The sequence below is a fragment of the Sphingobium sp. 22B genome, assembly GCF_001580035.1.
GTDB classification, from domain to species: domain Bacteria; phylum Pseudomonadota; class Alphaproteobacteria; order Sphingomonadales; family Sphingomonadaceae; genus Sphingobium; species Sphingobium fuliginis.
In genome coordinates this window covers 1-25,374 of the sequence record NZ_LTAB01000021.1, presented here as the reverse complement: position 1 = coordinate 25,374, position 25,374 = coordinate 1, and the positions used below count along the sequence as shown (strand labels likewise).

General features: G+C 55.5%; 19 protein-coding genes and 1 pseudogene. 7 read left to right on the top strand and 13 right to left on the bottom strand.

Going from position 1 to position 25,374, the window contains the following annotated elements; translation table 11 throughout:
* Positions 1–101 precede the first annotated feature (101 nt).
* Positions 102–1,997 carry a potassium transporter Kup gene (locus A0J57_RS17685; RefSeq protein WP_061938132.1) on the bottom strand — a complete coding sequence of 632 codons (1,896 nt, stop codon included), beginning with the start codon at positions 1,995–1,997 and terminating at the stop codon, positions 102–104.
* A 214-nt stretch (positions 1,998–2,211) separates the two neighbouring features.
* On the opposite strand from A0J57_RS17685, the gene A0J57_RS17680 reads away from it, so the two are divergent.
* Positions 2,212–2,475, top strand: a complete 264-nt coding sequence (locus A0J57_RS17680; RefSeq protein ID WP_061938129.1) for a hypothetical protein — start codon at positions 2,212–2,214, stop codon at positions 2,473–2,475.
* Positions 2,476–2,482: 7 nt separating this feature from the next.
* Here A0J57_RS17680 and A0J57_RS17675 read toward each other — a convergent pair whose 3' ends face one another.
* The 6 genes from A0J57_RS17675 to A0J57_RS26960 all read right to left on the bottom strand — a co-directional run bounded on the left by A0J57_RS17675 (position 2,483) and on the right by A0J57_RS26960 (position 11,039).
* Positions 2,483–4,111, bottom strand: coding sequence for an IS66 family transposase (locus tag A0J57_RS17675; protein WP_061938126.1), 1,629 nt, complete (start codon positions 4,109–4,111; stop codon positions 2,483–2,485).
* 74 nt (positions 4,112–4,185) lie between these two features.
* Entirely contained in the window at positions 4,186–4,533 is a 348-nt protein-coding gene (gene tnpB / locus A0J57_RS17670) for an IS66 family insertion sequence element accessory protein TnpB (protein ID WP_061938123.1), read from the bottom strand.
* A complete protein-coding gene (locus A0J57_RS17665; RefSeq protein WP_061938120.1) occupies positions 4,530–4,883 on the bottom strand; it encodes a transposase in 354 nt (117 codons plus the stop codon). Before A0J57_RS17665 ends, tnpB begins: the two co-directional genes overlap by 4 nt.
* Before the next feature lie 591 nt (positions 4,884–5,474).
* On the bottom strand, positions 5,475–5,888 hold the full coding sequence (locus tag A0J57_RS17660; protein ID WP_061938117.1) for a hypothetical protein: 414 nt from the start codon (positions 5,886–5,888) through the stop codon (positions 5,475–5,477).
* Between the two features lies 1 nt (position 5,889).
* On the bottom strand, positions 5,890–10,383 hold the full coding sequence (locus tag A0J57_RS25425) for an RHS repeat domain-containing protein (protein ID WP_082718725.1): 4,494 nt from the start codon (positions 10,381–10,383) through the stop codon (positions 5,890–5,892).
* Between the two features lie 293 nt (positions 10,384–10,676).
* Complete coding sequence (locus A0J57_RS26960; protein WP_235600896.1) at positions 10,677–11,039, bottom strand: RHS repeat domain-containing protein; 363 nt, start codon at positions 11,037–11,039, stop codon at positions 10,677–10,679.
* Positions 11,040–11,475: 436 nt separating this feature from the next.
* On the opposite strand from A0J57_RS26960, the gene A0J57_RS17645 reads away from it, so the two are divergent.
* Positions 11,476–11,799 carry a hypothetical protein gene (locus A0J57_RS17645; protein WP_061938111.1) on the top strand — a complete coding sequence of 108 codons (324 nt, stop codon included), beginning with the start codon at positions 11,476–11,478 and terminating at the stop codon, positions 11,797–11,799.
* A gap of 4 nt (positions 11,800–11,803) precedes the next feature.
* On the opposite strand, the gene A0J57_RS17640 is transcribed toward A0J57_RS17645, so the two are convergent.
* The 3 genes from A0J57_RS17640 to A0J57_RS17625 form a co-directional block, all read right to left on the bottom strand.
* Positions 11,804–12,505, bottom strand: a complete 702-nt coding sequence (locus A0J57_RS17640; protein WP_061938264.1) for an IS6 family transposase — start codon at positions 12,503–12,505, stop codon at positions 11,804–11,806.
* A 533-nt stretch (positions 12,506–13,038) separates the two neighbouring features.
* Entirely contained in the window at positions 13,039–17,274 is a 4,236-nt protein-coding gene (locus A0J57_RS25420; protein ID WP_158298529.1) for an RHS repeat domain-containing protein, read from the bottom strand.
* A 65-nt stretch (positions 17,275–17,339) separates the two neighbouring features.
* Positions 17,340–17,636 (bottom strand): hypothetical protein, encoded by a 297-nt coding sequence (locus tag A0J57_RS17625; protein WP_153017847.1) that lies wholly within the window; start codon positions 17,634–17,636, stop codon positions 17,340–17,342.
* A gap of 339 nt (positions 17,637–17,975) precedes the next feature.
* Here A0J57_RS17625 and A0J57_RS17620 point away from each other — a divergent pair.
* From A0J57_RS17620 to A0J57_RS26060, 4 genes and pseudogenes are all read left to right on the top strand, one after another.
* A pseudogene (locus A0J57_RS17620) lies at positions 17,976–19,202 on the top strand (IS1380-like element ISSp1 family transposase); the annotation flags it as partial.
* 660 nt (positions 19,203–19,862) lie between these two features.
* Positions 19,863–20,207, top strand: a complete 345-nt coding sequence (locus A0J57_RS17615; RefSeq protein WP_061938104.1) for a hypothetical protein — start codon at positions 19,863–19,865, stop codon at positions 20,205–20,207.
* A gap of 85 nt (positions 20,208–20,292) precedes the next feature.
* Positions 20,293–20,631, top strand: coding sequence for a hypothetical protein (locus A0J57_RS17610; protein WP_061938101.1), 339 nt, complete (start codon positions 20,293–20,295; stop codon positions 20,629–20,631).
* An 86-nt stretch (positions 20,632–20,717) separates the two neighbouring features.
* The gene (locus A0J57_RS26060) at positions 20,718–20,987 is read left to right on the top strand and encodes a hypothetical protein (protein WP_153017846.1); all 270 of its coding nucleotides are present in this window, start codon (positions 20,718–20,720) and stop codon (positions 20,985–20,987) included.
* A gap of 235 nt (positions 20,988–21,222) precedes the next feature.
* On the opposite strand, the gene A0J57_RS26055 is transcribed toward A0J57_RS26060, so the two are convergent.
* Both A0J57_RS26055 and A0J57_RS17605 read right to left on the bottom strand, forming a co-directional pair.
* Positions 21,223–21,468, bottom strand: a complete 246-nt coding sequence (locus A0J57_RS26055; RefSeq protein ID WP_153017845.1) for a hypothetical protein — start codon at positions 21,466–21,468, stop codon at positions 21,223–21,225.
* Between the two features lie 516 nt (positions 21,469–21,984).
* Positions 21,985–22,365 (bottom strand): hypothetical protein, encoded by a 381-nt coding sequence (locus A0J57_RS17605; protein ID WP_153017844.1) that lies wholly within the window; start codon positions 22,363–22,365, stop codon positions 21,985–21,987.
* Between the two features lie 363 nt (positions 22,366–22,728).
* On the opposite strand from A0J57_RS17605, the gene A0J57_RS17600 reads away from it, so the two are divergent.
* Complete coding sequence (locus A0J57_RS17600; protein ID WP_153017843.1) at positions 22,729–22,971, top strand: hypothetical protein; 243 nt, start codon at positions 22,729–22,731, stop codon at positions 22,969–22,971.
* Between the two features lie 749 nt (positions 22,972–23,720).
* Here A0J57_RS17600 and A0J57_RS17595 read toward each other — a convergent pair.
* Positions 23,721–25,010 carry a phospholipase D-like domain-containing protein gene (locus tag A0J57_RS17595; protein WP_158298528.1) on the bottom strand — a complete coding sequence of 430 codons (1,290 nt, stop codon included), beginning with the start codon at positions 25,008–25,010 and terminating at the stop codon, positions 23,721–23,723.
* Between the last annotated feature and the right edge of the window lie 364 nt (positions 25,011–25,374).

Sequence of the window (25,374 nt, the reverse complement as noted above, 5' to 3'; positions counted from 1 at the left end):
GAGCGGAAATCCACCCTCCATAAGAAGCCCCTGGCGGCACGTCCGGGGGATGGGTTCCCGCCTTCGGGAATGACGGGGTGAAGTTGAAAAATGAAGGGGAATCAGATTTCGACCTGCGACCCCAGTTCCACCACCCGGTTCGTCGGCAGCTTGAAGAAATCCATGGGCGTCACGGCATTGCGCATCATCCAGGCGAACAGCTTTTCCCGCCAGATCGCCATGCCGGGCTTTTCCGACGGGATCAAAGTCTGGCGGCTGAGGAAGTAGCTGGTCTGGCTGACATTGATGGGGCCGCCGCAGCCCTGGACCGCTTTCATCGCGGCGGGAATGTCGACTTCCTCCATGAAGCCGTGGCGCAGCACCACGCGGTAGAAGCCTGCCCCCAGTTCCGTCACTTCGGAACGGCCGGTGAGCGGCAGGTGGGGCACACCCTCGGTCCGCACGGTCAGGATGATCACCCGCTCGTGCAATATCTTGTTATGCTTCACATTGTGCAGCAGCGCGGGCGGCACGCCCTCCACACGGGAATTGAGGAAGATCGCCGTGCCCGGCACCCGCTTCAGGGAACCGGAGACGGACTGGATGAACAGTTCGACCTCCATCGCTCCTTCCAGCAGATAGAAGTTCATGATCTTCCGCCCGGTCGACCAGGTCGTCAGGATGATGAACACCACCGCCGCCACCAGCAACGGGAACCAGCCGCCATCGGGAATCTTCGTCGCGTTGGACAGGAAATAGGCGCCGTCCACAGTGAGGAACAGCCCCGTCACGCCAGCGGCGAGCAGCCTGTTCCAGCGCCATACGCTGAAGGTCAGCACCGCCATCATGCAGGTGGTGATGACCATGGTCCCGGTGACGGCAATCCCATAGGCGGCGGCCAGGTTGCTCGACGACTGGAAGCCCAGCACCAGCAGCACGACCAGGAACAGCAGCGCCCAGTTGACCAGCGGCACATAGATCTGCCCCGCCGCCGAAGCGCTGGTATGCGCGATCTTGAGGCGCGGCAGGAAGCCGAGCTGCACCGCCTGCTGCGTCACGGAAAAAGCGCCGGAAATCACCGCCTGGCTGGCGATCACCGTGGCGAGCGTGGCCAATATGACCAGCGGCAGCCGCGCCCATTCCGGCGCGAGCAGGAAGAAGGGGTTCTCCGCCGCCTCAGGCAGGTCCAGCAGCAGAGCGCCCTGGCCCATATAATTGAGCAGCAGGCAGGGAAAGGCGGCGTAAAGCCAGGCTATGCTGATCGCCTTGCGCCCGAAATGGCCCATATCGGCATAGAGCGCCTCCGCCCCCGTCACCGCCAGTACGACCGAACCCAGCGCCAGGAAGGCGAGCTTCGCATCGAGCGCGAAGAAATGGATGGCCCACATGGGGTTGACGATGGCGACAATCCCCGGATGGCGCACGATGTTGAGGATGCCGAGCGCCGCCAGCACCAGGAAATAAACCGCCATGATGGGCCCGAACAGCGCGCCCACCCGGGCGGTGCCATGTTTCTGGATCAGGAACAGCCCGATCAGGATGACGATGGCGATGGGAAGGACGAAAGGCGCGAATCCGTCATTCACCGTCTCCAGCCCTTCCACGGCCGAGAGCACGGATACGGCGGGGGTTATGATGGCGTCGCCATAGAATAGCGCTGCCGCCAGAACGCCCAATATGGCGATGGTCGGCGTCCATCGGCTCTCCCCAAGCTTGCGGGAGATCAGGGCGAGCAACGCCATGCTGCCGCCTTCGCCATGATTGTCGGCGCGCATGATGATGAACACATATTTGACCGTGACGATGAGCGTCATGGTCCAGAAGACCAGCGACAAGACGCCATGGATATGGGCAGGATCGACCGCCAGCGGATGATGGCCGACGAAGCTCTCCTTCAGGGCATAGAGCGGCGAGGTGCCGATATCCCCGAACACCACGCCCAGCGCACCCAATGCCAGAAGCGACAACTTCCCCTGCGGATGGCTATGGCCCACCCCCTCGCCCGCTCGATCCGTCATCCGTACCGTCACTCGCTGTTGCCGGGCCGCCCATCGCACGAAGCCGCATTATATTTCCAGTGGCACTTTATGCGATCGGCATAGGATTCGCATAGGAATGCCGGAAAACTCCCCCGAATCCTATGAAATTTCAACGCGGACGATCGGTTCTCGCTCTCGATAAGCTATGCAGGAATGCGCAATTGAACATTCTCCGGGAAGGAGAATACGGAAAATGTCGGACTGGCATGAACATCTGGTGGCCAGGATCGGGTTGAGGCTGGCGGGCCTGATCCTGTCGATCTCCATCTGGCCTGAAGGCGGGCTGCTGCGCAGGCTGGTCATGGAGAACCCGGCAGCGGACATGACCATGACTGAATTTGCGCTGGCCGCGCTGCTGTTTCTGAGCGCAAGCGCGGGTGCGGCCCTGACGATGATGGGCGCGCGTCTTTGGTATGCGTTCGGCGAAGACCCTTCAGGTTGGCCTGAGACTTGCTGATAGCTGACTAGGCTGCCTGGGCGTCGGGCTGAAGATTGGCCTGACGGGCTTTCCAGTTCCACGGAAGAAGCTCGTGCAAGCGGGTCTGGTGATGATCGGAGATCGCCGCGATGACGTATGCGAGCCACGCATGCGGATCGACTTCATTGAGCCTGCATGTCTGGATCAGCGTGTAGACGGCGGCGGCGCGCTCACCCCCGCGATCCGATCCACAGAAGGTCCAATTCCGCCGTCCGACTGCGATGGTGCGCACGCGCCGCTCTGCGGCATTGTTGGTCATGCAGATGCGGCCATCATCGACAAAGCGGGCAAAGCTTTGCCACCGCGAGAGCATGTAGTTGATGGCCTTGGCGAGGTCGCCCTTGGGTGACAGCCGGGCATACTGGGCGCGTAGATGCTGTCCCAGATCGGCTACCAAGGGAGCCACGTGTTCCTGGCGGCAGGCCAAACGCTCTGCGGGTACTTTACCCCAGAACTCACGCTCCAGCGCGAAGATGGCGTCCATGCGCGTGACGATGCCGCGAGCCAGCGCTGAACCATCGGTCCGCGCCGCCTTGTAGAAAGGTCGCCTTGCGTGCGCCCAGCAGGCAGCTTCGTAGATTGGTCCTGCCTTGCGCCCCGGGGCGTACAGAGCATCGTATCCCCCATAGGCATCGGCTTGCAGAATGCCGGTGAAGTTCTCGAGCTGCCGCTGTGGATGCACGCCGCTGCGATTGCGGGAATACCAGTAGGCCACTGCCGGCGGTTCGGTCCCGCCAAAGGGGCGATCATCCCTGACAGCGCCCCAGAACCGGCCGGTTATGGTCTTGCCCGCAGCCAGCACCGGCACGTGGGTGTCGTCGTGATGGACCCGCTCGCCGCCCAGCGCCTGGTCCTCGACGAGAGCGATGACGGGACGCAGCAGGCTGACGGCACGCCCGACATAATCCGCCAGCGTGGAGACATTCAGATTGATGCCTTCGGCGGCATAAGTCTCGCTTTGCCGGTTTAGCGGTTGATGAAGGCCGAACTTGTTGAACAGCACCATGGCCAGCAGATTCGGTCCCTCCGATGCCCGGCTGATCGGGTGGAATGGCGCCGGGGGCTGGGAGATCGTATCGCAGTCCTCGCACACGAACTTCTCGCGCACGGTCTGCACGACGATCCACTGGCGGGGGACGACCTCGCGTGTCTCGGTGACGCTCTCGCCGATCTTCCTGAGCCTGGTGCCTTGACAGCAGGTGCAGGCCTGGGGTGCCGGGACAACGACCCGGCGGCGAGGCAGATGATCGGGCAGCGGTGCGCGAGCGGGCTTCTTGCGCGTGAAGCGCTCGACAGGCACGCCAAGAACGGCGGCCTTGCTGACTGCAGTCTCGGCGGCGACCTCATCCTCAGTCGCGGAGGCGACTAGATCCTCGAGTTGCAGTTCCATCTGGTCGATCAGGTGCTTCTGGCGTTCGGAGGACTGCCCCCACTGCGCCTGACGGGCTTTGGCAATGCGCAGCTTGAGGTCTTCGATGATTGCCTGGGCATCGGCAAGTTGGGCCTGCGCGATGGCGGCACCCGCCTGCGCTACGGCGACCTTTCGGCGCTCGGCCAGCAAGGCTGCTCGGAGCGCTTCGACGTCGTCAGGAAGGTCCTCGATGCTCTCGCTCATCGAGGGAAATTAGAGCAGAAATCAGCGAAACCGTCGAGCGAAAACGCCCGCAAAATGGCGGATATCTGCCGCTTCTATCCGGCAAGTTCCGGGCGGAAGGTATACTGCGGATTACGCCAGTCGATAGCCTCCAGCAGAAACCCAAGCTGCCCTGCCGAGATGGAAATCACCCCATCGACGGCCGCCGGCCAGATGAACTTCCCGCGCTCGAGACGCTTCGTATAAAGCGATGCCCCGACGCCGTCGTGCCATATGATCTTCAGCAAATCGCCGCGCCTTCCGCGAAACACGTAAAGATCCCCGCCATGCGGCTTGCGGCCCAAGCCCGCCTGAACCAGCAAGGCCAGGGAGGCCATCCCCTTCCTCATATCCGTGTGACCCGTGGCAATCCACACGCGCGCATGTCCCGGGATAGGGATCATGCGAGCAACTCCCGCAACACGACCTTCAAAAGCTCGGGCGACGCGCCGGGCGGTATCCGCAGCTTGGCGCCGGGCAACTCGATCACGATCACTTTGTCTGCAACAGGCGCAGCAGCCTGCTCCGGCCTGATGGCAACCTCGGCAAACTGGGGTGGCGCTCCCGGCCTCTCGGGTGCTGCGCCCACCAGCATCCGCCGCCACTTGTAGATCAGCGAAACATCGACATCCGCAGCGCGGGCGACCTCCCCGATCGACGCGCCCGGCGCCATCGAGGCCTCCACCAGCTCCAGCTTCTCATCCAAACTCCACCGCCGCCTCTGCGCGCCGGAAAACACCGTCACCTGACCCACTGCACATCCCGTAGCCATGTGGCAAACCTCAGTGCTTGCCACATGGCTAACCTCTCAGGACGTGCCGATCAGCAACAGAGGGCCTTCGCCGGATGCGTACTACTCTTTTCCGGGAGGCGAAGGCCCAGCGTGCGGTCGGCCATAGCCGAGCCGGAACCGCTCGATGAGTTCGGGGTGCGACAGGCCCCGCGACGCCAGATAGTCCAGCGCCTCGGGCGACTGTTTTAGCGTCTCGTGCATAATCCGCTAGGCCAGAGCTGGCGCAACATCGACGGACGCCATCAAGGGGCCGGCTTCGCCAGCCCCTCGGCGGGTGTTTTTAGCAGCTCATACAGGGATCAACGGGCGATCGGCGTGTTACAGCGTACCACGCTCAACCCGTTGATATGGCTGCGTTTCCTGCACCGAAAAAAGCTGTACCACAGGAGAACACGCACCCCACCGCCGATAAGCCTTGCTATCACTCAATAATGTCATGCACTCCGGTGCGTTCGATGTGTGTGAACATATTACTGCTCCACCGGCTCGATCGCACCCGACCTTTCACCCGTCAATCCGGCCCCAGTGAACGGGTCCGGCGGGGCAAAGCTGCTATATGCAAATAGATAGCTTCACATCCTTTGGGCGATCATCAAGAGCATGCTCTGTCGGGTTGTTAAATTCCAGGGAGAACAACTGCCCGTTCACCAACCATGCAGTCCCTTCGTAGCTGATCTGATTGGCTCCAATGAATGAGAACGTAGCCAACTTTCGTTCATCATCCTCAGCGATCAATCGGGTTGCCTCGTTAAATGCAGGCTTCCCGTTCTTGAGCGCGTAGGCGTTTACCTCCCGACCTCCATCGAGCCGTTGCACGAGATTAATGCTCTCGACGCGACGCCTCAGTCTGTCGGCTCGATCCACATCCAGATGACGTTCAACCTCATCCAGAAGTGCGGCTTCAAGGACACTGAAGCCGGGAGCCCCTTTACGAAAGAGCGAGGTGATCGACTGCAGGAACTTCATATTAACACCCCGCATTCGCCAATCCGGTCCCAGCAGCGCCCGCACCAGCGGCCGTTCCCTTCGCGGTGTTGGGTGTCCTGGTCCAAAGCTGGCTTGCCCGGTTCGGCATCGGATTAGCTGCCTTCCAAGACCTCGGCATGAACCGATACCGGAAAGGGTCTGACAGAGCGTGCGTCGCTGTGGAGACGAAATTTCCATTCCAAATCGATCGAGCCCCTCCCATGCGCGCCGGTATGAAATGGGAGAACTCAAGGCCGCGTGCAGCGGCACCGGCAGCTCGAATGCCGCCCCCTACGCCCGTAGCCAACAGAGCAACGCTACCCGTGATTTCACCCGCAGTATAAGCGGTAGAATTCATATCGACTGGGTCGATACCAAGGGCATCCCGCAATTCATCACCGAACCCGAGCAGGGCAACATCACCTGCGCCCCACAGGAAGTCTCTCACACTGCCGGAACCGCCATTCCCACAGTTATTTTGCGGCGCTCCCTGCTCGTTTGATAGGAAACTCCCCAATAAATTAGAGGACGAGACCAATTGCCCGAAGTCAATACTTCCGTAGTCAAAGCCCGATGAGAACCACCCGCTGTCATTATAGGTTTCACCACCGGGAGCCGTGACGACAATCGTGCCATCTGTTCCATCATCATAGCAGGAATTGTCGGTAGGGCATACGCGAACTAGGCCACTTGGATCCACCTTATTCATAGGATCATTGCCGGTATAGGCGTACCAGTTCATTCCATCGCCGTAGCCGATGGGATCGGCTTGCATGAAGCGACCGAGGGTAGCCGAATACATGCGGGCCTTATAGTCATAAAGGTCGAGCTTAGGGAGCCATTTCTGTCCGGTATATTGGAACAGTCCGTAATTGCTCTTTCCCGGAATGCCGTATTCATCATAACTGTTGAAAGCAATCGCATTACCGCTGTCATTGGTGATCGCGACTATCGAGCCGCGTTCGTCGGCGTGCAGCCAGCGCCGATCGCCAGTGCCCGAACCTTCATACCAGATCAGTGGCTCGTCATTGCGGGGACCATAGACATAACGGCGCAGGATCGCACCAGAGGGATTAGCGATTTCAGCGGACAAATGCGCCCCGTCATAAACCATTCGGGTCGAGACGTTCGTGTCATACTCATGAAGACGACCAGCCGGATCATAAAAGAGCGAGACGCCGCCGCTCGACGCCTTCAGCAGATTGTCGATGGTGTAGCTATAACTGTGCGCACCGTCGCCCGTCAGGTTCCCCCGCAGATCATAGCTGAAGTTAGCAGTGCCAGCCGTCGTATATTGGTTAAGGCCATTGACTATATGGTTGCGGTTCACATTGGCATGACCATTCCAGACATAGGCGCTATTCGAGGCGTTGCGGCTGCTGATCTGACCAGCCGGATTATAGCCATAGCCAACCGTCAGGTCCCCTCCCGTACCTGCCAGATCCTGCACCAGCTGCGTCAGGCGCGATGCCGGATCATAGCTGTAGCTGGTCACTGTTCCATTGGCGCGAGACAGACTGGTCCGCTGGCCCAGATCGTCATAGCCGAAACTCACAATAGCATTGCCGGCCGAATCACGTATCGCGCTGACCTCGCCGGTGGTCAGATAGTCATAGCTAACATAGAAATCGTCCTGCCACGTCACGCGTGTGCGGCGGCCTGCCTCATCATATTTGTAGCTCATGGTCCCGAAGGCCTGCCCTTCGCTCTTCAGCCGTCCCAGTGCATCATAGCTGTTTGTAAGGGTCGTTCCCTTGGTGACGACCGTCGGGTTGCCGAACAGATCATAGGACAGGCTGCTATCGTCTTCTCCAGTCGGGCGATCAACCGTGGTCAGTCGATTGAGCGCATCATAGCCATAGCCGATAACCAGCCCGTCACGCAGGCGGTGGGATATCACATTGCTGTTCAGGTCATAATCAAACTGCTCATAGCTACCCCCGGGATAGCTCGTCGTTGTCAATCGATATAAGCCATCATAGCCATAGTTCGTTACATTACCCTTGCCATCCGTTATGCTCGCAATCTGGCCGTTATCGGCATAGACCGTCGTCATCTCATCCGCCTGCTCAGGAGTGCCATAGCCGCTCGTGACCTTAGTCCGTCGGTCGGCAGCATCGTAAGCGTATTTAGTGATCCGATCCGGCCCGACACTCCCTGCCGTCTGAAGCGTGCAAGCCGATGTGGGCAGCGAGTTCCATACACCGCTGTTCATCCGAACAGCAAGGCAATCGAGCCTGTCCATGAGATCATAGCTATATTGGGTGATACTAACGATGCCACTATTGACCAATTTACTAGCGACGGGGCGGCCTAAACTATCATAGTCAATGTTAAACTGCTGCAAGGAGGAAAACGTACTCCAGCTGGTGTTAGCCTGACTATCGACGGTTCCTACATTCGCTTGTACGACCTGACCATCCTTGCCATAGATATAGCGTAAGGCAGAGTTCTTGCGAGGCCCGACACCATCTGGATCGGGCCCAATCACACCGGTAAGCTGCCGCGCCGTATCATATATGTACACGGTCGTATCCGCCGTGCCAGGCAAGGGGCCATCCTGAGCAATAACGTTGCCCACGTTGTCGTAGGTATAGCCTGTAGAGGACACGATGCTCCCATCGCCCGACTGAATGCTCTTTCGTATCGGCCAAAGATTATTGGCCACCCCGTTTTGCTGGGGACCATAATCAATGGTTTCCACCCGTTCGTCACTCGTTCCCTGACATGCCGCAGTACCAGTGAGAATAAACGGCCCTTGACCTGGCACTCCTGACAACGATGCGCCGGCCTGCGTGAGGCACTGCGAAGTCTTTGAAAGAAGCGTTATTGGCTGACCCGAGGCCGAAATCGATCCCGAACTGTTCAAATAATATGCCTGCAACTTTACATAATAATATCGCGTCTGCGGCCTGACGCCTCCCGGCATCGGCGCCGGACCGGTTACCGATTCAACGAATCCATCTTGATTATAAGTGAAATCGGTTTCGTTCTCGAGGGAGTCCCTAGTCCAATTGGGTTTATTACATTTCACATAATTTGTGCATTCGGTATCATAGCCGAAAGACAGGTGTGTGCTGGACAGCCCAGAGTTTGATGCGGGATTCTGGAGGATGTAGGTGACGTTTCCACGATCGTCATATGTATAGACTGCAGAACTTCCGTCCTGCCTCGTCATCGACTGCACGTTACCGGATGCGTCATACGTATAAGTTACAACTTTTCCGAGCTTGTCCGTCGTCGTTAGAGGAAGGCCGCTTGCTGAATTGGTCACGATCGTCATCGGACGGTTCAAGGGATCTGTCGCGGTGGCAGATACGGAACCGGATGCTACCGTATAGCTATACCCATGCGAGATATTCCCCCCGCTCGTAGGATCCGCGTGGCTAACACTGGATACTGTAGAATAGTAGCCATTCGCATTTACATTGTAGCTGATATTCTTAATTATTGAACTAACAGGCCCCAGAGTATTATAGCTAACCACATGCTGAGTGGCACCCAATCCAGAATAGCTAAAACTAAGTTTATTAGATAGCCTGTCAGTCAATTCTACATATTCTGAAGAATAGTTATTAACAGAAGAGGGAGATGAATTTACAGTATATTTGTCATATATCGATATCTTCGGCCACCCCTGCGCCGCGCTGCAGGCGTATACTTCAGGATTACAATATACGTACGCCTTGTTTAAAGCTACGGTGGACACAGTGGCATCACCAGACCCCGACGGGGAACTATATGCGTGATGATTCAGATTTTTTATTTGCATACCATAGCTATTTTCCACGGAAATAACTATGTTGTTGATATCGTGGTCCGCGTTAGATCCATTTAAATAATCATAGTAATATCTTTCAACATTTCCGTTAGGAAATTTAATATTGTCTACATAATTCCCATTAGGAAGGGCAGGAAAATAGTAGAATGTATATTCGGCCCCAGATTTGTCTATATATACATATTTAACTGTAGATGAAAAAGATGAAGTTCCAGATCCAGTTTTAAACGTCCTTGTCATCGTAGGGATAGTGTATTTTAACAATTTACCAAATTTTCCGTATTTTGGCTTATACATTGTTCCATCGTTGGAATTATTACCATTGAGATATTTCTCGAACGAGAATAATATTGCACTTCTATTTATTTTCAAATATATTGACCCAGAAACGTCGATTGAAGCTATATTACTGGATAATGTGGGAATCTTATTGTCGGCAGTGATATTCCCCCTCACCTGGTAGGACCAAGCGATTTCACTGTCGCCATTACCGATATTGATGAGTGGCGCGGATAAATTCAAATTACCTGACGCTAAATCAACGCCTTGACTGTCCACCGTTTGAAAAGACGGAGGCGTGGAACTTAAAGGACTAGATCCCGATCCGGTCTGGGCCTTCGCAATAACCGGAGAAATACAAGAGGTAGCAAGAAAATATAGTCCAAGCAATTTTCGCCATGACCTGCCACTTCTCAAAGTTTTTTCATTTTCCATCTAGAGTTCTTTCTTTAGATTTTTTACCAGATTGGCTTAACTAAATTTTATTTCTCGGACTGATGTAAATGAGGTGTACAAATATTGTCTTTCTATCTGGATATCAATAATAACTTTTGTTAGCCATGCCGCAATTAGTTGTGACATATAGAATAATCGTGCCTTGATTAGGCTTGCCTTACCTCCAAGAGAATGCTTCTGGTTCAAAGGTCAAATATCTCGAAGAAAGACTTCTCGATGAAGAAAGTGGAATTAGACTGAATCAGATAACGGTCTTTTTATAGCGGATATTATTAATTAAGCGGAATAACGGTAAATACGTTGAGTGGCACTACAACGACCCGCTTCTTCGCACCCGTTACGGTAACGTTAGTCCTGTTACTTGCCGGGTCATAGGCATAGGCCGAAACAGTACCGGAATTAGGCCCACTCTCGTGAGTAACCTTGATCAGCCGACCCAGCGCGTCATAATCGATTTTGACCTGCTCTTGAGCCATGGCAGGCGATCCAGCCACAAAGAGCGCAACAGCAAGCGCAATGCACTTTTTCATCCCGATTTCCTCAAGGAAGGTTTGTCCAGCCGAACGCACAAGAATTGTGCGCCAACTGAGGCGTTGTTGATCAGGCGACGAGGGAGATGCGCAAACCAGCTTCACGCCGATGCTGTTTAAGCGAAACAGTTAGTCGAATAGCCATGCGTGCCCCCTTCGCAAGGGCGTCAGCGCGGCCAGTCAGCACTTTGCGGCGCGTGAACCATCCCAATGCGATGCCCCTGTGGAGGATCAGGCTGGCATTTCACGTTGCCAGATGCAACTGCAAAATCAGGCCGTTATGGTTGATAATATTTTATCTGCTCGGATGCGCAGAAGATCAGATCCCCCCTTTTCAAATCGATCCTGATCCTCGATGTCCGTTGGTCAGGGGGCAGTCTATCATGGGAATGTTTACATTGGCAGATTTGCCATATCGTCCGTATTCCTGATTGTGGGCGCAGTCCAAGCACAGGACACGTTCAGGCCTTCAAGGAAAATGCACCGACATTTGCTGTAGCAGATTAAGTCGCCATACCTTGCAAAATGGAGAAATTCCTCAATGACGAAACGTCTTACGGCTCTTCTTGCGGGGATCGTAGCTTTAGCCACCTCTGCGCCAGCGGTTGCCTACGATCACTCGGCAGAAGTCAAGGTCACGGTCACCTATATGCCGACGAACCTCATTTTCCAGGTGAACCAGACCATCGGAACCTGCGCGGCCGGCACGATGCTGACCTGGACACCCCAGGGATCGGCCCAGGATTTAAAGGACAAGAATGCCGCGGCCGTTCTCGCCAGTCTCATGACCGCGAAGGCTACGGGTGGTGCTGTCAGACAAAGGCGAACTGCTCTCCACACGATGCACTTTGGATCGGGAGGGTAAGAAATCAGTTCATGAGAGACTGCCACTCAGCCAACGCAGCTGAGCGCCTTTCCTTATAGGTCTGTCGATCGACGAGGTGGCGTTCCAGTGCGAAGTGGTTGTGGACGTTGGCGTGTACGGATGCGAATTTCTGTAGCGACCTGATTTGTCTGAAGCGCAGCATGGCTCGCTCCCTTCGTCGAAAGGGGAGGGGGCTGTTCTCGACGCGGTTGTTAGCCCAGCGACCGGTATCCTGTTTTGCCCGGTTGCCAAGCTCATCCATTGCCGCGCCGTAGGTGCGGAGGCCATCGGTGGTGATCGCTGCGGGGGATCCGTGACGCTTCAGCGCCTTCTTCATGAAGGTCAGCGCAGCTAGTTTGTCACGGGTTTTGGTGACATAGCTTTCCAGGATCTTGCCTTCCTGATCGACAGCGCGCCAGAGGTAGACCATCTCGCCATTCACTTTGACGTACATTTCGTCGAGGTGCCAGCGCCAGTGGCGAAATCCCCGCATGCGGCTGATTCGCTGCCGGCGAATGTCGCCTGCGAACAACGGGCCGAACCTGTTCCACCAGTAGCGCACCGTCTCATGGCTGATGTCGATACCGCGCTCGAAGAGCAGGTCTTCCACGTTGCGCAGGCTGAGCGGGAAGCGCACGTACATCAGCACCGCCAGTCGGATCACCTCGGGCGACGGGTTGAAGTAGCGGAACGGATTGTCGGGCATGGAGCGGCTCATGCCACAGCTGTAGCAGCTGGTTCAGTCGCGCTCCATTTTGCTCTGACAGCGCCATTCAGCCTCATAAGTCCATAACAGCCTCCGGGAATCTCCGGGGCTGATTGAGCTTGAACTCTAATCGTACACATTGCGTTCTGGCGCAATCGTAACTACAGAAATAACAAATACAATACTTGATATAACAAGTAAAAATATGTATAATGCAATTGAAATAAAATAAGAATATTTACCAATCAACCATAATGCCAGTATAATCGACACCGCAAATGTAGATATCGATAAAAATATGGTTCTCAGCGGGTAAAAAGACACAAATTTTCCCTGCAGCATTTTGTGGCCGTGAAGGGCAGACAAAGTCGTTATTGGAAGTGACGCTATCCAGATTGCGAATGGCCTATAAGGTATAAGTATCTCCGTTGATCGAAATAGTATAAGCAATAGCAGCGGGATAAATATAGATGCCCCCCATACTGCTATTAGTGCTGATACTGGTTTGCGTTGCAGGAGGTTTGGTGGCGTTGTCATTGAAGCCCACATCGGAGAGCAAGAGCGGTTGATGATCCGGCTAAAGTTACACCCGCATTATTGACGTGCAGATTAGTACGAGACGCTGCCTGTGCGACTGCGCTGTCGGAGCCGTATTTCGCGAAAGATTCCTCGTAAGAATACATCCGATAGTCTTTGCCTGCTCCGAGGCGAAAATTTCTCTTCAATGTGTTCCGATATGCATTGGCGGCACGCCCCTCCATCGAAGCTGCCCGGCGAGCCGCTCCTGCATAGCCAATGCGACCAAAGCCAATCACAGCTCCAATACCTAGACCAATGTCATACCCAGTGTTGCCATTCAGAAGCGGCTGATCTGTTTCTGGAAGAACCAAATCGCTGTAGGCACCGCCAGACAGCGCATCCAAGACCCCAATGGGAATACTATTGAACTTTTCGAGCGCAGATAATTCTCTGCTCCCTCCACCACAATCCTTTTGCCCCTCCTTCTTCGCCGTAACGATAATACGTTCCTCGCCACCGCCGGATGATCCATCCGGTCCGGACCGAGGCGGATCAAACAAGCGACCAATAGCGCAGAAAATATTACATCCGGGCCGACGACCAGTCACAGTAATATCGGCGGCGCAAGTCCCGCCTTCGATAGCGCAGAGAGCATCCAGTCCGGAAGGATCTACGGCATTGATCGGATCATTCATTACATAAGCGTACAGGTTCATGCCACCTCGATAGCCAATAGGATCGGTCTGCATGAACCGGCCGAGCGTGGGCGAGTATATGCGGGCTTTGTAATAGTACATGCCAACCTCTGAGAGCCATGTCTGCCCAGTATACTGGAAGCGCCCTAGATTCGTCGAGGCCGGAATGCCAAATTCATCATAGCTGTTGACCCCCACGCTGGTGCCTGCACCATCACTGATGGCGACAATGCTACCGCGCTCGTCGGCGTGAAGCCAGCGGCGGTCGCTTGTGCCGGAACCTTCGTACCAGACGATGGGCTCATCGGCGCCGCCAGCATGAACATAACGGCGCAAGAGCGTATTGGCGCTGTTATATTCGGCGATGAGATCCTCCCCATCATAGGCAAAGCGTGTAGTGGCGGTGCCGGTGGCCTGGTATAGTCTTCCCAACGGGTCGTAGCTTAGCATAACGCCAGGGCCTGAGAGGAGATAGTTCTCCGAATTGTAGGTGTAGCTGTTACTATCCGAGCTGGTCAGGTTGCCACGCGCATCATAGCCTATGCTGAGCGCGCCTGCTACGGTATACTGATTAAGGCCGTTAACCGTGTACAATCGGTTAACATTTACATAGCCGGTCCAGGCATAGGCAGCGTTGGAACGTGTCACCTGTATCAACTGGCCCGCGGGATTATAGCCGAAGCTGAGCGTCAAATCCTGAGTTGTGCCGGACAGCCCCTGAGTCAGTGATGTCAGGTGTAACCCATCGCCAAAGCTATAACTGGTGGTCGTTCCGTTACCTCGATCAATACCGGTTTGGTGACCGAAATCGTCGTAGCTGTAGGCGGCCAGTATCCCGACGCCGGAGGTGGCACCGGATTCCCGCACAGCTGAGACTTCACCGGTAGCCAGATAATCATAGACCACATAGAAGCTATCGGGCCATGTTATCCGCGTTCTGCGGCCCGCTAGATCGTACTGGTAGCTGACAGTACCATGGGGGCCGACCTGAGTCAGATTGCGGCCGAGAGCATCATAAGAGAAGGAGAGACTGTTTCCGCTCTGGCTTGCAGAGGTCATCCGTCCCAGAAGATCATAGCCATAGCTGACGTCCGGCTCGCTCCCAGGTAGGTCCTTCAAAGTCAGACGATCGAGATTGTCATAGGTGAAGTTGATCACCTGGCCATCCCGCAGTCGAAGAGCAATCATATTGCCGTTGTCATCATAGGTATGCTGCTCATAATCGTTGACGGAGCTCAGGCCAGCGATGCTGGAAGAAGGATAACGGGTCTTCACTGGGCGGTCAAACCCATCATATTCATAAGTCGTGAGATTATTTTTGGCATCAGCAACGGTTGCGAGCTTACCATTAGCCGTATAGGTCGAGTTCGTTTCTGTACGCTGAAGTGCCGTTCCATAGCCTGTCTGAACCTGCTTCAGGCGACCGACTTCGTCATAGACATTTCGCGTTATTCTGTCGGGACCGGCGCTATCTGATGCTTCCAGAGCACAAGCGGTCTGGTCCCCATCCCAGTTTGTGATGTTCATACGCACGGCAGTACATTCCAGCATCCCACGAGAATCATAGCTATATTTAACGATCTGATGCTTACCTGCGGTTGTAGGAGCGGTAAGTACATCTTTCACTTTGCGGGCGTTTGTATCATAGGAGGACGTCAGTTGTTGAAGGGATACGAAGCTGCTTAGGGTGGAATCTGTCTGATTATTGGCGGTTCCCAACTCAGTAAGGCTGAGAAAATTGTTGGTGTAAGTAAATTTCTGCGCACGATATTTTAGTATGCCCGCGCCGTCCGGATCGGGACCAACCAGACCAACCACACGTCTTATAGCATCATAATAATAGCGTGTTACATCAACGGCTCCCGACAACGGGCCATCTATAGTCTGACGATTACCTATATTGTCATAGGTTAACCCGGTAGTAACGAGAGTCCCATTACCAGCGCCGGATGCCGTCGCAGTCACCAGCACATTGCTGGTGCCATAAGTGATAAGGGTCTTTATCTCGTCGGTACCATCTGTACAGCCCGATGTGGTCTGGCAAGCTCCAATGCGTGCCAAGCGTGTCACCGGGGTTACAAAATTCACCACCGCACCGCCGCTGTTCTTGAACTGGGCGTAATATGTCGCATAGCCGTAACGTATCTGAGGTCGCGTGCCGCCGGTTACTGGTGCGGGTAAGGTAGCAGACGTGATACCGCCATGGCTGTTATCGAACGTGAAATCCGTAACATTACCCTTCGCATCGGAGGTCGTCAGCGGCTTATTGCAACGAACAGCGGCATAGCCCGCAGCACAGCGCCAGCTCTGTGTTGCATCGCTGGGCGGGTAAGATGCTTGCGTGATAACTGGCGATAAACCGGTACCAGGCTTCGAGGCCCAGGTTGTTTTGATATGGTTACCACGTGCATCATATTCGAACTCAGCAGTATTGAGTTGAGGGGCTGTAATTTTCTTTAGCAAACGGTTTGGATAATATTCGTATGTTGTCTCATTGCCCAATTCATCTCGATCGGAAATTACCTGTGCGTTAGCGATCTCAGACCTGACGATCCGGTCACCCGTGACAGTATCGCTAATAGTCGTTGTACGAATTCCCGAAGCGTCGACATAAACATAATTGGTCGTAACACCATCGTTGGTGACCGTGCTCACCTTGCCTGACGCATCGTAGCCGATAATCATGGTGTCGGAAGTTGATCCGGTGCGCTTCATGCCGGTCATTCTATATGGGCTGATCGGAAAAGTATAAGTGGTTTGCTGACCCAAAGCATCAGTGACTGATGACACTCCATTCAACGCCAGAAAAGGCCAAGGCTGCGAATAAGCGCATGCGTTCGCCATTGGATCGCAATAATCGATCGCCATATTGATTAATGTGACGCCCGTAAGGGTCATCCAGTTTCTACTGTAAATAAGCCATCCTGGATTGTTATTATCCAAGAAACTCATTTTTGCCATATAGCCGTTGGTACTGGTTATTGATTGCAACCGTGATATCCGAGTTTCAGTTTGGCAACTTCCTACGCAGACGTCCCACCATTGGTAATTATAAGTCAACTTCTCCCCGCTGGGATAGGTCACCGTTTTTATCGAGTATCCATATCCGTACATTGTGCGATTACTGATATATCCATATAAAATCTGAATCCCATCAGCAGTTACGTACAGGAAATCGCTTCCCACAGCAGTGAGCGTTGATCCACTTGGGGTATCTGGAACATAATTGCCCCCTGAGAGTGTAAAAGTTTCGGTGCCACTTCCAAAGGTAACTGCTTTAGTTGTGGTTCCAATTAGGTTTCCACCGGAAGAATCATAGAATCCTCCAGAATTTGTTATCTGTCTCCACCAAGTAAAGCCCTCGGGGCCGTCCGCACCAATTGAAATCGATTGCACAGGTGCATTTAATGTTCCACGCGTCAGGTCAACACCATTTTTATCGATAGTAGCTCGAGCGGGAGGCCCGGCTGGAGGGGTATATTCTTGCGCCCGCGCAAGACCATACGGCAGCACGACGACAGTCATCACCAAAGCAGCCAAGAAAGTTATACGCACAATGTATCCCCCAATACATAATTGCCCATTCATCACTATCGCCCGATTATCTAATAACATGACGGCTAGCCCATCGATTGACGCGGCTTGATGCTGGCCGCTGCCTGGAAGGTGTTGCGATTGCCGGCAGCATCGCAGGCCATGCTCACCCGCACGCCCTTTTGGTGGTTCCCGTTCCCTGCCACGATGAACTGATAAATATTCTCTATATCGCAATATTCAGCCCATGTCGCTGTAATCCGTCCAGCAATGCATAGGAATGGCACAACGTCGAGCGTTCCACTTTCGAAAAGAAAGCCAAATGCACCGTCGCACTCGGTCCGCTCCAAAAACGTTTGCAACTTAGTATCAAAAGCTCCCACCACCACCCCCCCGAGATGCATGGATAAACATAATTCAAATCTGCTTGTCGATAGCTAAATAACGAAGAAGATAAAGCGCATACATAAAATCTGACCAATCTGGCTTAGAGGCCGGCGGAAAGGATTTAGCCCGCCTTATTCACCAAAAGTGTCCTGAAGGGTTGGCGGGAGTGGCGTAAGCCTCTGATCTGAATTAGGAACTGGGTGTCTAAGCCGAACCTGCCGCAGGGCNCCCGCCTTATTCACCAAAAGTGTCCTGAAGGGTTGGCGGGAGTGGCGTAAGCCTCTGATCTGAATTAGGAACTGGGTGTCTAAGCCGAACCTGCCGCAGGGCAGAAAATGCCACGGGCCACACCCGCCATGAACGATGATATCGCAAGCTCATTTGGATTCCCAGCAGTCGGCCGCAAGAAAATCACAGCTGCGTTCGACGGTGGCCGGCTTACCTCGGATGGCGGTGTTCTACTGCTTGCACAGGCCGAGCGCGCGATGGGGATTTGCCAGCGCCTGGCGGCTTGTATTGCCGATCCGCGCGATCCAGCGCGGGTGATCCATCGCCTGGATGACATTCTGCGTGCCCGTGTGTTCGCGATTGCGTGCGGCTATGAGGATGCCGATGATCTCGATGCTCTGCGCGACGATCCAGGCTTCCGCCTGGCGCTCGGCAAGCTGCCGGAATCGGGCGCGGGGCTGGCCAGCCAACCGACGATGAGCCGGTGGGAAAATGCACCGACTACGCGCGAACTGGCCAGCATGATGGCCGCGATGATCGACATCTACTGCGCCAGCTATCCCGCCCCTCCGACAGCGGTCACGCTGGATATCGACGACACGTGCGACGTCGTGCATGGCTATCAACAGCTCTCGTTCTGGAACGGGCATCATGGGGAGCGCTGCTTCCTACCGATCCATATCTACGACACCGCGACCGGCAGGCCGGTGGCCATGCTGCTGCGCACAGGCAAGACGCCTTCTGGAAAGGAGGCGGCGGGGCACATCCGACGCCTGGTGCGTCACCTGCGCCGTAATTGGCCCGATACCCACATCACTATCCGCGGCGACGGGCACTATGGTCGACCCGAGGTCATGGCCTACTGCGATGCGGCCCGCGTCGATTACGTGTTCGGCCTGCCCACCAATTCAGCGCTGCGCGCCGATCCCGCCATTGTTGCGGTCGCCGATGCCTGCGCGGTCAAGCGCGCCCAGCGTCAGTGTCCCGTCCTGCGCAACTATGCCGAGACCCGCTATGGGGCAAAGACCTGGAAGTGCCAGCGTCGCGTCGTTGCACGGATCGAGGCCAGCACGCTGGGCATGGACATCCGCTATGTCGTCACCTCGTTGGCAACAGGATCGGCCGAGCACATCTACGACACGCTCTACTGCGCGCGTGGTCAGGCCGAGAACCTGATCAAGCGCCACAAGTCCCAGCTCGCCAGCGACCGAACCTCGTGCCGCTCGGCCAATGCCAATCAGATGCGCCTGATACTGCACACTGCCGCATACTGGCTGCTATGGCGCATCCAGCAGGCGATGCCCAGGACCGCTGCTCTGGCAAGCGCGGAGTTTGAAACAAACGCCAGCGATGCCGGTCGTCCGCGCAATACAGCCAGCCGCAGCAAATGCCCAGAGCGGACCCGAAACCGAGCGTCGTGAATAAGAGAGGTTAGCGTATCCGGTCACCATCTTAGCCAAACCATAAATCAGTTAGCGGGATAACCGTAAACCCATTCAGAGGTACGACGACTCGTCTCCAGCCGACCCAACAAATCATATTCCATCTTCACCTGCTCCTGCGCCAACGCCGGAAAGACTGCCACAAAGAGCACGAACAAAATGCCAATGCACTTTCTCATGTTCTTTCTTTTGGCAAGTGAACCAAGTATCCTTCCTAGGACCTTCTTACGGAAGCATTCTCAAATCAGACAAAGAGGCGATGCCGAGACTGCCCCCCACTGACACGCTGCACACGCGACAACCAGTCGGATGGACACGCCCACGCCTTCGCAAGAACCAGCGCCGCCAGTCCAGCGATTCGCAGCACATGAACTGTGCCAATGCGAGCCCACCATCGAAGAGCAGGTTTGCATTTTATATTGTCATATGCAATTGTAAAATCGGTCATTGGTTAATAATTCTTTATCTGTTACGATTACCTACAATCATATACTGCTTGTTTTAAACTCAGGAATCGTTGATTGATCCAACATGAGGGGTGCAGCGATACAGGTGGCTGAACATGATCTCGATCTTGCCGACGTATTCTGCAGCTTCTCGGTGGCGAATCTCTGGCTTTCATCCGACGGCTGGGTGAACGTCGTCCTCAATAGCCAACTGGGCAACAAGAACTGGTGGCTCTGCCAGCAGGGGGCCAATACCAGCATCGATGATGGCTATGCTCCGCGGACTGTCAACCCGGCAAACTGTGCGGCGGTTTATAGCCAACTCCTGACCGCGCAGCTTCAGAACAGGCCAGTATATTTCCAGTTCCGCGCGCCAGCGAACTGTAACGCGGCCAGCCTGCCTGTCGACGGAGCGCTCAATCCCTACTATGTGAATATCGGTATCTTCTGACCGGCAACCAACCTGCGCAGCATGGCGTCTGCCAGCCATCAATACCGGTCCATGTTCGGGCAGTAACAGATTGGGGGCAGCAGAAATGAAGCATACTGAATGGCTGGTGACAGCGTTGCTGGCCTCACTCCTGTACACTGATGCAGCAGAGGCACGCGGGACCATTCTGGGGCACGTAAGATCGCTACAGCACTGGTCGGGAATTCCAGGGATTCTGGTGAAGCTGGATGAAACCATGAACGATCTGGACAGCTGTGGCAGGACCGACTGGTACATCATGCCGGACGCAGCTGCGCATGCGCAGTTCGTTCAGGCGATGCTTCTCACCGCGCAGACAGCGAACCGGCCAGTCTTCATAACGCTTGACGGGTGCCTGGAGGGCATGCCGGCCATTTTTGCAATCGAGAACAGCCCGCCGCAGTAAACCGGAAATGTAAATGACGCGGTCTGCAGGTTACGCCGGATACCGGTTGGGCGCAGCAGACGTGTTTCCTGACGATCGGAGTAACAATGAACGCAACATCAGCTTTTCGCCGTTTCACGATCCTGGCCCGGCTTCTGGCAGCCTTTGCAGCTGGCTCCATTCTGTCGACCAGCTGCCATGCTTCCGTGGCATCCGGAGGGAAGATTACTGCTTACTTCGTAGATGAAAGTGGGCTTGTCCTCTTCGACACGGATGGAGCAAGATCTGCAAAACCCGGATGTGCTCATCCGACCAAAAACAATTTTTCATTCAAAGCCGACACAATGCCGAAACAGGCCATGTCGCCTCGATCATGACTGCTTATATGACAGGCAGGCCAATCATGATCGGCGGAACGGGGACGCGTTCAAACAGTTCAGACGTTGAGACTGCCAGCAACATCATTCTTCAGTGATACGATCAAGGCCGATTCGCGAAGCCATATCCAGATCAGGATTGCAAGGGGGACGAAGGTTCACTGCTGCATGTAGAAGCTCGTGATCTGGCAACTTCCCGACACTGTCTCATAGAATATGCCGATAGCCTTTCCGCTCAGCTTGGCAGAGAGAGCACCGCGGAAAAGAAACGATTGCGGTCATCGGATGTGGCTGAACTGGAAAAGCTCAGAAGACCATTTGTACAGGTGGATCCCGTATACCAGGCCACAAGGCCGCTTCCGCCCATATAGTTCTGAAGACGCCAGTTTGCGGGCACGACGAATATTTCACTGTCGGCCCTCGCCGTCGTCGAGTACATGGCTGCCATAACACCAAGCAGCGTGATCAGCTTCTTCGACACCTGCGTTCTCCAGATTTACGATAAGAAAAGCTGGCGGCGGCACACGTTTGCGCCAGTGGAAGAGTCGCCGCTGCGTTACTACTGCTGTATCCAGACGCCCTGAAAACGGACGCTGTTGTCGCCATAGCAGGCTGCGGCAAACAGGCGCACATTTTTGCCCTGCGCCTGCGCAGACAGGATCGCGGCTGTCATGGACTCGTAGTCTTGCCCACCCGCAGAAAGCTAGGCGTACCGCATCCCATCGGATTGTCGACCGCGGACATAATGACTGTGGTAAAGCTGTCATCAATGACAACTTCACTCACCCGCTGGGAAGTCGTCCAGTCGCCGGCATGGGCCGCAGCGGGAATCGCCCCCAGTCCGACCGCAATCAGCAGCCTGGACACTGATCACAACGCAGATGATTGCCCCTGTACCTTCATCAGATTGCTCCAGATTATGCTGAGGAGAGTTCCATGTGAGAGTCAAAGCCGGCAACTGTTCGGAATTCCCTGTCGGCCCCAGACAGAAATGGGACTATGGCGATGCCCAGACGGCGAGCACCGTCGATACCCCGTCGGACGCGCATCCATTGACCCAGACCTGCACCGGACGTCCCGTGGCATATGCCGTAAGCAGGGTCGCGCGAATCATGTCTCCATTGGAAACATCTTTCAGGATCCGGAACCACTCCGCATTTGTACAACCGAAGGGGTTGCTGAACCCGGGCACATAGGCATCGGTACCGATGTCCCTTGCGTTGACGGACTTCACCACAACCGCGGTGGAAAAACCGGCCTCGGCGCACGCCGGGGCCGCCAGCGACAGCGCTCCCGCCGCCATCAGGCTGCTGACGGCCTGCAGAACGCGCCGCCATGACAGGACTGGCGCTAATACAGACTGACCTCTGTTCATCATTGCCCCCCATGACCAGCCCCGATCTGGTCCAGACCCTTGAACAAGCAACAAAATCTCTGCCCGGCAAGCAATTTTTCGTCAAGGCTGCGACCCCGCACGGAAAAATTGATCGGCGCCAACAAACCGCTCGATTTGCCGCGGAACCAGAGCGAACGGGCGTGACCGATCCGCGAAGCCTCCCGCGCTTGCGGACCCCGCCTCACCAGGATCGGGGCTTTGGATGGTGGGAACGGCGCTGGTGCCGTCATCCCGCAGGGAAACCACCATGACATATCTGAACGACCTGCAGTGCATCCTCCTCTCCAACGCGGCGCGGAGGGACGATGGCTGTCTTTGGCCGCTGCCGGACAGTGTTTCAAATCCATGACCATAATGTGGAATGCCTGGAGCCAGAATGCCCTTGCGGTGAAAACTGATGCTCCGGAGACGGCCAACGGCTGCCCGGTTTCGGGGGTTTACGTCACCGATCCCCAGAACCCGGCAAGCAGGCTGATCGAGCCCATGATCATCTCTGCCTACATGGCACGACGGAAAATTGCGCTCACGCTGAGCGGCTGCTTCCAGAGCACCTACCCGGTCATCATCAGCGTATCCGTCGAACCCTGAGCAACGCATCTGCGGAGCTGATCCACGAGCGGCGAACTCCGGACAATCAATCCACAATCAGAAGAACCGGCATGCGAATGAAGAAAATCCTGTCCGCCCCGCTTCTGACTGCGCTTCCCGTTTGCGTCCACGCACAGACGACCGGATGGAAAGAGGGCCGTATCGTGAAGCTCCACGTCACGAGCTGTGCTGGCGACCGGAACATCGCAAGTCACGGTGCAGCGTATTTCTGAGGGTTGTACGATACGCGGTCGGCACCGCCGCCCGCCCAAGGAAGTGCTGGCTGACTGCGTTGCCTTTCTTGAAGGCAACGAAACGGAGGGCAGCATACCCGTGACGAGAATACGCCGGCCAAAATCAGCTAACAGTCGGCGCCGCAGCGCATATGGCACGTGCTCGTTGCCATTGGGAAATCCGGACATGCGGACTTCGGATATTGGAAATAGTCGAGGATCCTGGCGTTGGGCCATCGCAGCGTGCACCGTTGCCACCCAGCCATGCGCAATCCAGTTGCGCCTCCAGCTTCGGCTGCCGGCCGCAGATTTACGTTTCGCAAGGCTTGCGCCTGCCGAACGGGCCTAGATCCGCACGAGAAACAGGTTGGTGACACCGTCCAGACTGCCGCCCTCGGCCTGCAAAGGTGGTGAGAAGCTGCTCGAGTGTCGCGCACTATATATTACGCACGAGGAACGATGAACAGGGCGCGTCAGAAAATCTGTTTCTCACAGGACTGATTTAATGGAATAAAATCAGTCCTTCACATCAAATCCAAGGAAACGAAGCGCCTTGATGGTCCGGCCATTTATGGGTGGCCGTTCCTCATCCATCCAGCCCACAAGTTCCATTACGCAGGCCTCGCCGAAGCCGGCAAGCTGTCGCGCCTCATTGTACAGACAGTCATAGGCCCGCTCGAGCTGGGTGCCCGGACCGTGAAGAAGAAAATCCAGATTGCTTCTGATAGCCGGAAGTCCGTTACGCGCGAGGAATTCGGCTCGAAGCCCCTCGAGGCCACCCGCGACAAAGCGCAGCCGTTCATGAAATGCATGCACGCCGCTCAGCGCATCGAAAATTTCATCATAGGAGGCAGTATTGATACTTTCAGAGGTTCCTAGCGTGGTCCTCAGCCGGGTGATGTTGGCTACCTCGTTCTCTGCCCGTACCATGTCGCCTGCGTCAGTATCATCTTCGGCAAACCAGGCCTCCAGCCAGTGTGAAATCCGGTCCCTCCGTTCCGGTGCATCGACCAGCGAGCTCGCGGACCAGCTTTCGCCGGGTGCATGCGCAACCCGCAACCAGCCCAGAAAGCGGCCGATCTCTATGTCGATATCACCATGAGCAAATTCCGCACGCCGCCTTCCCACAGCTGAAAAAACGGTCCGCACCTCCTCGAAGTCCGGTATGAGTCCCTGGTCATACTTGCGACGCAGATCCTGCAAAAACGAGCGCCGTTTGGATACGATCTCGCTGCCGACCTTCGCGCTGGGCGGAGCAGCCGGAGGGACAAATTTCTTCAGATGCTCCTCGAACCCCTCCTCTTCCTTCGGGTTGCCGATGACCTTCCATGCTTCCTCGTAGCGGGTGCAGAGTTCCGTCGTAAATACATCGGCATATTCCCAGAACAACCTGAACCTTGCCTGCAGATCATCGAAGCTGGCATCACGCCCCTTCCGGAGTACAACTGACACCTCCTGGTTGGACATCAGGCCTGCGTCAGTGAGGTTCGCGGAGCCAACCATGGCGATGTCATCAATGATGTAGAGTTTGGCATGGAAACTGCGCGAGCTGTAGTAGCGCACCGACACGAGCGGGTTCTTCAGCGCCTCGCGCAGAACGGGCGGTCGCGTTATGGAACATAGCCTGACGAGCAGGTTGACCCTGCATCCCTGTTCGACGAGCATTCTGATCGGGTCATATGTCGCGACAAAGGGACTGGCGAGAAATGCCTCTCGAGCTCCCATGGCCGCGTGTCGGAAGAAATCGATGGAATAGCCGCTATCCTTCGAATTGCCGTAGGCATCCCTGATCTTCACTAGGCTCACTGATTCTCCCTTCCTGATCCACGCCAGCGATTTCCTGTAAACCGGTGTAAATTCTGTAAATAAGGACATTGGAACAGGGTGTTAGGAAAACATATTGGGCGTTATCGCACCTTGCGGTCGAAAAAGACTATCGCCTAGCAGCACCGCTGGTCGATGCGGTTTAGATCACGATAGCGGCGGAAGTCGCAGGGTATCACCCCCGCAACAGCTCTGACGGCCATTGATTCTCAACCGGTTCCTTCCAGGAAATCTACCAGGGTTGGAGGGTGGGTTTGAGGTATGATTTGGGCTGGGCTGGTGGTTTGCCGGTTTGCCAGGGCGGCCTGAGGGGCTGCGCTTGGGGGGCATTGCGCCTGGGCGCAGG